An 8,894-nucleotide genomic window follows, 5' to 3' on the forward strand; every position below is an offset into this window, starting at 1 on the left:
CCGATGCAATACCGGTTGCTGGCACCTCACCACTCACAGGGAGTGCCATTGATGAAACCCCTTCTGCTGGTTACCGCCAGCCTGCTCTCGGCCCAAGCCTTCGCGGCCGACACCCTCACAGTCTACACCTACAGCTCCTTCGCCGCCGAATGGGGTCCTGGTCCCAAGATCAAGCAGGCCTTTGAGCAGGAGTGCAACTGCACCCTCAATCTGGTGGCACTGGAGGATGGGGTCGCCATCCTCAACCGGCTGCGGCTGGAGGGCAAGCACAGCAAGGCCGACCTGGTGCTGGGGCTGGACGATGCACTGGTCAGCGAGGCCAAGCAGAGCGGGCTGTTCGCGCCCCATCACACGGATCTGGCCGCACTCAAGGTGCCGGGTGGCTGGCAGGATGACACCTTCGTCCCCTATGACTACGGCTACTTCGCCTTCGTCTATGACAAGGACAAACTCAAGCAGCCCCCCAAGAGCCTGAAAGAGCTGGTCGAGCGCCAGGACATCAAGGTGATCTATCAGGATCCGCGCACCTCTACCCCGGGTCAGGGGCTGATGCTGTGGATGAAGTCGGTCTACGGTGACCAGGCTACCGCCGCCTGGGCCCAGCTCGCCAAGAAGACGGTCACCGTCACCAAGGGCTGGTCCGAGGCCTATGGCATGTTCCTCGATGGCGAGGCCGACATGGTGCTCTCCTACACCACCTCCCCCGCCTATCACCTCATCGCCGAGGGCAAGCCCCGGTATCGGGCTGCCGCCTTCGAGGAGGGGCACTACCGCCAGGTTGAGGTGGCCGCCAAGCTGGCAGGCGCCAAGCAAGACAAGATGGCCGACCGCTTCCTGCAGTTCATGATAAGCCCCGCCTTCCAGCAGGAGATCCCCGCCGGCAACTGGATGTATCCGGTGACGGAAGTTCCCCTGCCCAAGGGCTTCGAGCAGATGATCTCGGTAGCCAAGCCGCTGAGCTTTGCCAGCGATGAGGTGGCCGCCAACCGCAAGGGCTGGATCCGCGAGTGGCTGCAAGCCGTCACCCAGTGAGCCCCTCTCGCCCTCTCTGGTGGCTGCCGGGCAGCGCAGCCACCGCCCTCATCCTGCTGCTGTCGCTGGGCCCCCTCGCCGCCCTGCTGTGGCAGGCGGGGACTCTCCCCAGTACCTTGCTGGCCGACCCCTACCTGCGCCATGTGCTGGGCTTCAGCCTGGGGCAGGCGCTGCTCTCCACCCTGCTGAGCCTGGGGCTGGCCATTCCGGTCGCCCGCGCCCTGGCACGGCGCCGTTTCCCCGGCCGTCGCCTGCTGCTCAAGCTGTTTGGCCTCTCCCTGGTGCTGCCGGTCATCATCGCCATCTTCGGCATAGTCGCGGTGCACGGCGGCCAGGGCTGGTTGCCACAGGGGCTGCGCAGCCTGGGGCTGGATCCCGGCAACTACCTGTACGGCCTGTTCGGCATCCTGCTGGCCCACGTGTTCTTCAACATGCCGCTGGCGGCGCGCCTCATCCTGCAGAGCATAGAGGGCATCCCCGAATCGAGCTGGCGCCTCGCCAGCCAGCTTGGCATGCGTTCCTCCCATATCTTCCGGCTGCTGGAGTGGCCGCTCATCCGCGGCATCTTGCCGGGGCTGGCCAGCCTCATCTTCATGCTCTGCTTCACCAGCTTCACCACAGTGCTGGCGCTCGGCGGCGGCCCCAAGTCCACCACCTTGGAGGTGGCCGTCTATCAGGCGCTGCGCTTTGACTTCGATCTCGCCACCGCGGGCGGCTTGGCGCTGGTGCAGCTGCTGCTGACCGCCGCCCTGCTGATGCTGCAACACCGGTTGCAGACCACCCCCTCCAGCCGGCTCAGCAATCGCCGTCCCTGCCTGCGACCGGACCGTCACCAGCCTGGCACCCGCTGGCTGGACGGTGCCGCCCTGCTGCTCGGGCTCGCCATCTTCCTGCCGCCGCTGCTGGCCATCCTGATCGCGGGCCTCAACCCCGGCCTGCTGACGGCCCTGCGCTCACCCCAGCTGTGGCAGGCGGGCGGCCAGTCGCTGGCCATAGCGCTGGCGGCGGGGCTGCTGGCCACCCTGCTCGGCGCCGCCCTGCTGCTCACCAGCCGTCACCTGCGGGTGCGCGCCCGCAAGCGGCGAGCCGCCGCCCTGTGGGAAGCCAGCGGCTCCATGATCCTGATGATCCCGGCGGTGGTACTCTCCACTGGCCTGTTCATCATGTTCATGCCCTTTACTGATGTCTTTGCCCTCGGCCCCTGGCTGGTGGTGCTGGTCAATGCCCTGATGGCGCTGCCCTATGTGCTGCGTACCCTCAGCGCCCCCATGCAGCTGGTGGTGCGCCAGTACGACAGGCTGGCCGACAGCCTGGGGGTGCGCGGCCTGCATCGGCTGCGGCTGGTGGAGTGGCCCTTGCTGCGCCGCCCGCTGGCGCTGGCCATGGCACTCTCCATGATATTGTCCCTGGGAGATCTCGGTGCCATCGCCATGTTTGGCAGCCAGGCGCTCACCACCCTGCCCTGGCTGCTCTATCAACAGCTCGGCAGCTACCGGCTGACCGACGCGGCGGCCACCGCCCTGCTGCTGCTCATTCTGTGTTTCTCCCTGTTCTGGCTGGTAGAGCGGGGGCTTGGAGGAAAAAATGCTGAACATTGATGACCTGGCGACCAGCTACCCGGATTGGCGGGTGACCTTCAACGCCACCCTGCCCAGGGGGGAGATCACCGCGCTGATCGGCCCGAGCGGCGCCGGCAAGTCCACCCTGCTCGGCATGATCGCCGGTTTCGTGCCGGTAGAGTCCGGTCGCCTCAGCTTCGATGGCGTCGATCTGCTGCCGCTCGGCCCCGCCGAGCGCCCGGTCACCACCCTGTTTCAGGATCACAACCTGTTCCTGCACCTGTCGGTGTTCGACAACATCGCCATCGGCCTGCACCCTGGTCTGCGCCTGAGCCAGGCCCAGCGCGAGCAGGTGAAACAGGCCGCAGAGCGGGTGGGCCTTGGCGAGATGCTGGCGCGGCTGCCGGAGCAGCTCTCCGGCGGCCAGCAGCAGCGGGTGGGGCTGGCTCGCGCCCTGGTGCGCGGCAAGCCGTTGCTGCTGCTGGATGAACCCTTCTCGGCCCTGGATCCGGCCCTGCGCCGGGAGATGCTGGCGGAGGTGGCCAGGCTCGCCTGCGAGCAGGGCATCACAGTGCTGATGGTTTCCCACAATCCGGAAGACGCCCAGCTCATCGCCGATCAGGTGCTGTTCGTCGACGAGGGGCGTATCGCCCTGCAGGGCACCCCGGATATCCTGCAAAACAGCGATCACCCGGGACTGCTGCGTTACCTTGGGCAATGACTCAGGGGCGCTGACCCGGCGACGGGAGCAAAAAAGGGAGGCCGATTGGCCTCCCTTTTTATATGAAGATCTTCGGTTGGATCAGAGATTTTCCTCGGCGAAGGAGGCGAGCTTGCTGCGCACCACCCCGTTCAGGAAGATGTTGGCACTGCCATCGAAATCCTTGAAACGCTCGACTATGTAGGTCAGACCCGAGGTCACCGGGCTCAGATAGTTGGAGTCAATCTGGGCCAGGTTGCCGGAGCAGACGATCTTGGTGCCCTCGCCACAGCGGGTGATGATGGTCTTGATCTGGGACGCGGTCAGGTTCTGGCACTCGTCCAGCAGCACGAAGGTGTTCTGGATGCTGCGCCCGCGCATGAAGTTGACCGACTTGAACTGGATGTTGGCCTTCTCCATGATGTAGCTGAGGGAGCCGCTCATGTTCTCGTCCTGCTTGTGCAGCACCTCCAGGGTGTCGGTCACCGCCGCCAGCCAGGGCATCATCTTCTCCTCCTCGGTACCGGGCAGGAAGCCGATGCTCTCGGCGATCTCAGGGGTGTTGCGGGTGACTATCACCTTCTCGTAGATCCCCTTCTCGATCACCAGTTCCAGCGCCGCCGCCATGGCCAGCAAGGTCTTGCCACAGCCCGCCGGGCCGGTCAGGATCACCAGATCGATGTGCGGATCGAGCAGGGCATCGAGCGCCATGCCCTGATAGATGTTCTTGGGATGCACGCCCCAGGCCTTGCGCGACATCAACCGCTCACGGCCCAGATCCTTGAGGCGGATCTTGTGGCCATCGTTGCTCAATACCCTGGCGGCGAAGAAGTTCTCCTCGTCCAGCAGGTACTGATTGACGTGCACCCCCTCCAGCAGGTTCGAGTCGATCACGTGGACGGTGTCGCGACCATGGGTCTCGCTGTCGCACTCGCCGACCCGCTCCCAGAAGCTGCCCGGCACCACCTGGAAGCCCTTGGCCAGCAGCCGGATATCATCGATCAGCTGGTCGCTGCGATAGTCTTCCACATGCGCCAGACCGGCCCCCTTGGCCTTGAGGCGCATGTTGATGTCCTTGGTCACCAGTACCACCTGGCGTTTCATTTCGTGCTTTTGCAGATAAAGGGCCGCATTGATGATGCGGTTGTCGGCCTCCTTGTCGGTGAACACCTCGGCATCCTGGGGCAGATGGTGATCACTGAAGATGGAGATATGACCGCTCGCCTCACCCGCCAGCGCCACCCCTTGCACTATCTGCTCAGGGTTGGCGTCACGGAACACGTCTTCCAGCGCACGGATGGCGACCCGCGCATCACGGCTGACGTCTTTCTGACGATCCTTGATGTTGTCGAGCTCTTCCAGCACCGTCATGGGGATGAGCACGTCGTGCTCTTTGAAGGAGTAGATGGCGAGGGGTTCGTGAAGCAGAACGTTGGTATCCAGGATAAACAGCTTTCGGTCCGTGTTGTCCATAAGCATCCTCCTTGGCACTGAAGGTGCCACGTGTGTGAATCTCAGATGTCATTGAAACCACACGGTCGTGACAGTTTTATTACCCCTCACGCTACGCCCGATTTTACCAGCGTGCAACAAATCCCTTTGGCTCCCGCCACCGACTGAACAGAAAACACTCAATAGAAAAGACCGGCCCATAGGCCGGTCTTTTCGCACTGCTTATCGGCTAACCACACCTGTTAGCCACACTTCGAATCGCCGCAGTTGAGGCAGGTCATGCAGCCATCCTTCTGCACCAGCGCCTTGCTGTGGCACTTGTAGCAGAGCGCGGCATTGGCCGGGAAGCCGCTGCCGGCCTGCGGCTCCTGGCTGTGTTGCTCGGCTTGCAACTCGGCCTGCTTCTCGGCCAGGAACGCCTGCTGGTGTTCATCCAGCCCGACCGGCTTGAGCATGCCGATCTCGGTGAGGTGAGTCTCGATCACGTTGCCAATTTCGGCGATCAGGGAGGGAACATACTTGCCCTTGTTCCAGTAGCCCCCCTTGGGATCGAACACGGATCTCAGCTCCTCCACCAGGAAGGTGACATCCCCGCCCTTGCGGAACACCGCCGAGATGATGCGGGTCAGCGCCACTATCCACTGGTAGTGTTCCAGGCTCTTGGAGTTGATGAAGATCTCGAACGGGCGGCGCGTCTCGTGGACGGTGCCCTCGTTGAGAATGATGTCGTTGATGGTGATGAACAGCGAGTGTTCGGAGACATGCTCCGGCGTCTTCAGCTTGTAGGTGGTGCCCATCAAGCGCTCCGGGCGCAGTACAGTCTCATGCATGTGCACCACGTCATCCTGGGGAGCCAGCGCTTCCTGCGGCTCATCCTTGGTACGCACCTTGTAGGCGACGATTTTCTTGTCGATCTTCTTGACCATAATCTGTTCTCAGAATTTACCGTAATAGCCTTCTTTCAAGGCGTCATAGAGGTTGGCGGCGGTGTGCAGCTCGCCATCGTATTCGATCTCTTCGTTGCCCCTGACCGTGATGACGGAGCCATCCTCCAGGGTGAACTCGTACTGAGTGTTCTCCAGATCCTTCTCCTTCACCAGCACCCCCTGGAAGGCCTCAGGGTTGAAGCGGAAGGTGGTACAACCCTTCAACCCCGAGTCCGAGGCATACATGTAGATGTCCTTGAACTGCTCGAACGGGAAGTCGGTCGGCACGTTGGCGGTCTTGGAGATGGAGGAGTCGATCCAGCGCTGGGCCGCCGCCTGAATGTCCACGTGCTGGGCCGGACTGATGTCGTCGGCGGTGATGAAGTAATCCGGCAGGCGGGTCCCTTCCTCTTCACCATAGGGCATGGCAGCCCGGTTGATCAGCTCGCGATAGGCCAGCAGCTCGAAGGAGTAGACATCCACACTCTCCTTGCTCTTCTTGCCCGGCTTGATGACGTTGCGACTGTAGTGGTGGGCGAAGCTCGGCTCTATGCCGTTGCTGGCGTTATTGGCCAGCGACAAGGAGATGGTACCGGTCGGCGCTATGCTGCTGTGATGGGTAAAACGTCCTCCCACCTCGGCCAGCTCGGCCACCAGGGCGGGATCCACCTCGGCCACCTGCTGCATGTAGCGGCTGTAGCGCGCGTGCAGCACCTTGCCCTTGAGCCTGTCGCCGACCTTGATACCATCGGCCGCCATCTCCGGACGCAGGCGCAGCATCTTGCCGGTCACCTCGAACTCCTGCTCCATGATGGGCGCCGGACCCTTCTCTTTCGCCAGACGCAGGGACTCCTGCCAGCCGGTCATGGCCAGCTCCTGAGAGACCTGCTCGGTGAAGGCGGCGGAGGTGGCTGAGCCGTACTTTATCTGCAGCATGGTGAGGGTCGAGCCGAGGCCGAGGAAGCCCATGCCGTGGCGACGCTTGGCTGTGATCTCCTCGCGCTGCTTGGGCAAGGGCAGCTGGTTGATCTCCACCACGTTGTCCAGCATGCGGGTGAAGATGGCCACCACCTTGCGAAACGCCTGCCAGTCGAAGCTCGCCTGCTCGGTGAAGGGGTGACGCACAAACTTGGTCAGGTTGACCGAGCCCAGCAGGCAGGCACCATAGGGGGGCAACGGCTGCTCGCCACAGGGGTTGGTGGCACGGATCTCTTCGCAGAACCAGTTGTTGTTCATCTGATTGACCTTGTCGATCAGGATGAAACCGGGCTCCGCATAGTCGTAGGTGGAGGTCATGATGACGTTCCACAGCTTGCGCGCCGGCAGGGTCTTGTAGACCTTGCAGGCCACCTGGCCCAGCGCGTTGATGACCACCCCTTCCTTGTTGGGCCAGTCGGCCCAGAACACCACTTCGGGATCATCCAGCGCTATGCCGTCCTGCTCCACCTCTTTGGCCGTGTAGGGGAAGATCAGCTGCCAGGGGGCATCCTCCTTCACCGCCTTGACGAAGTCTTCGGTGATGAGCAGGGAGAGGTTGAACTGGCGCAGGCGACCATCTTCCCGCTTGGCCTGGATGAATTCGATCACGTCGGGGTGACGGATATCCATGGTGCCCATCTGGGCGCCGCGCCGCCCGCCGGCCGACGAGACGGTGAAACACATCTTGTCGTAGATATCCATGAAGGAGAGCGGGCCAGAAGTATAGGCTCCGGCGCCGGACACGAAAGCGCCGCGCGGGCGCAGGGTCGAGAAGTCGTAGCCGATGCCACAACCCGCCTTCAGGGTCAGCCCCGCCTCGTGCACCTTGCCGAGAATGTCATCCATCGAATCTTCGATGGTGCCGGAGACGGTACAGTTGATGGTCGAGGTGGCGGGCTTGTGCTCGAAGGCCCCCGCGTTGGAGGTGATCCGGCCCGCCGGGATGGCGCCATTGCGCAGAGCCCACAGGAAGGGCTCATACCAGGCATCAGGCTCACGCTCCTGATCGGCCAGGGCACGGGCGACCCGCTGGTAGGTCTCGTCAATGGAGCCATCGATGGGGACCCCATCCTTGCTCTTGAGACGATACTTGCTGTCCCAGATCTCGAGGGAGGTTTCCTGCATGGGGATGAGGCCGGTGCCGAGTTCGGTCTCTAGCACGGGGTTGGATTTAGCCATTTTCAAGCCACCTTATGTGAATGCAACGACGTCATGATATGGGTTTGAAACACAACCAATAGATTAAAAACAACCTACAGCCACTATATATAGTAGAGCCCATCTAATGATGGGCGCCGATTCTAATCCTAAAAAAACGCCCCGACCAGCAGATTTCTGGGTCGGGGCGTTTAACCGATTCATTTCCTGAAGGATTTAGCGATCAGAACAGACTCAGGGCTTCTTGACGTAAACGCTCGGTGTCTCGCCGGCCATATTCAGATAGAACTCGTAGACTCCATCAGCCTCCGGTGAGAACTTCATGTCCTCATACTTGGAGCAGGGATTGACCGGTACGGCGTCGCCGCCCAGCACGGCGACGCCGTCACTCGGGCTCTTGTAGCCGAAGTTGGTGCCACAGCTCCAGCCCGAGTCAGCGAACTTGAACTTGTAGGGCGCCCACTCTTTCTTGAGTGTGCCTTTGGCCATATACAACTTGTCGGCGACCTTGACCACCTTGCTCTCATCGGTCGCCATCCAGTCGTTCATCTCCCCGCGCAGGTAGATGGACTTGCCACCGAAGTCGCTGTTATCCGCCCCTTGCTCCGCACCACCACTGGATGCGCAGCCACCTAATACCAGGGTTCCCGCCGCCAGTATCATCGTTACTGTTCTCTTGAACATGTGTCCATTCCTCAAATTATTGTGATTCCTTGGCCCATCGATCGTGGGCAGACGAATTAAAGCAGAGCGGACCCGACAAGAAAGGTAGAGGCATCACATTCTGTACTTTTTATATCCAGCATGCGGAATAAACGAAGAAATATTGAGCGATGAATGGGGAAATAAGAGCTCAAGAGGCGGGTCGAGATGAGCAATAAAGAGAGGCTTGGAATAAAGCGGTGATCAAATACAGGAATTTCAGACAATAAAAAAGCCCGCTCGTGAGAGCGGGCTTCTTCAATTGGGTGCCTGGCAGTGTCCTACTCTCGCATGGCGAATGCCACACTACCATCGGCGCTACCGCGTTTCACTTCTGAGTTCGGCATGGGATCAGGTGGTTCCACGGCGCTATGGCCGCCAGGCAAA

The 8,894-nt window shown here is 61.6% G+C and carries 7 protein-coding genes and 1 rRNA gene; 3 read left to right on the top strand and 5 right to left on the bottom strand.

The window, feature by feature from the left end; genetic code table 11:
* Positions 1-51 precede the first annotated feature (51 nt).
* Genes thiB through thiQ form a run of 3 tightly spaced genes read left to right on the top strand, consistent with a single transcriptional unit; the run spans position 52 to position 3,312 of the window.
* A complete protein-coding gene (gene thiB / locus KW825_RS16200; RefSeq protein ID WP_218329784.1) occupies positions 52-1,032 on the top strand; it encodes a thiamine ABC transporter substrate binding subunit in 981 nt (326 codons plus the stop codon).
* A complete protein-coding gene (gene thiP, locus KW825_RS16205; protein ID WP_371315820.1) occupies positions 1,008-2,630 on the top strand; it encodes a thiamine/thiamine pyrophosphate ABC transporter permease in 1,623 nt (540 codons plus the stop codon). The genes thiB and thiP overlap by 25 nt, the downstream gene beginning before the upstream one ends.
* Positions 2,617-3,312: a thiamine ABC transporter ATP-binding protein gene (thiQ, locus tag KW825_RS16210; RefSeq protein ID WP_218329785.1), complete on the top strand. Its 696-nt coding sequence runs from the start codon at positions 2,617-2,619 to the stop codon at positions 3,310-3,312. The genes thiP and thiQ overlap by 14 nt, the downstream gene beginning before the upstream one ends.
* A gap of 81 nt (positions 3,313-3,393) precedes the next feature.
* Here the strand turns inward: thiQ and KW825_RS16215 are convergent, their stop codons facing one another.
* The 5 genes from KW825_RS16215 to rrf all read right to left on the bottom strand — a co-directional run bounded on the left by KW825_RS16215 (position 3,394) and on the right by rrf (position 8,890).
* Positions 3,394-4,764: a PhoH family protein gene (locus KW825_RS16215; RefSeq protein WP_033128723.1), complete on the bottom strand. Its 1,371-nt coding sequence runs from the start codon at positions 4,762-4,764 to the stop codon at positions 3,394-3,396.
* Positions 4,765-4,985: 221 nt separating this feature from the next.
* Positions 4,986-5,669, bottom strand: coding sequence for an NrdJb (locus KW825_RS16220; RefSeq protein ID WP_218329786.1), 684 nt, complete (start codon positions 5,667-5,669; stop codon positions 4,986-4,988).
* Between the two features lie 9 nt (positions 5,670-5,678).
* Positions 5,679-7,826 carry an adenosylcobalamin-dependent ribonucleoside-diphosphate reductase gene (locus KW825_RS16225; protein ID WP_218329787.1) on the bottom strand — a complete coding sequence of 716 codons (2,148 nt, stop codon included), beginning with the start codon at positions 7,824-7,826 and terminating at the stop codon, positions 5,679-5,681.
* A gap of 213 nt (positions 7,827-8,039) precedes the next feature.
* On the bottom strand, positions 8,040-8,489 hold the full coding sequence (locus KW825_RS16230) for a pullulanase (RefSeq protein ID WP_218329788.1): 450 nt from the start codon (positions 8,487-8,489) through the stop codon (positions 8,040-8,042).
* A gap of 286 nt (positions 8,490-8,775) precedes the next feature.
* Positions 8,776-8,890: ribosomal RNA gene (gene rrf / locus KW825_RS16235) — 5S ribosomal RNA — on the bottom strand.
* Positions 8,891-8,894 lie beyond the last annotated feature (4 nt).

Source organism: Aeromonas sp. sif2433 (assembly GCF_019218705.1).
Lineage (GTDB): Bacteria > Pseudomonadota > Gammaproteobacteria > Enterobacterales > Aeromonadaceae > Aeromonas > Aeromonas encheleia.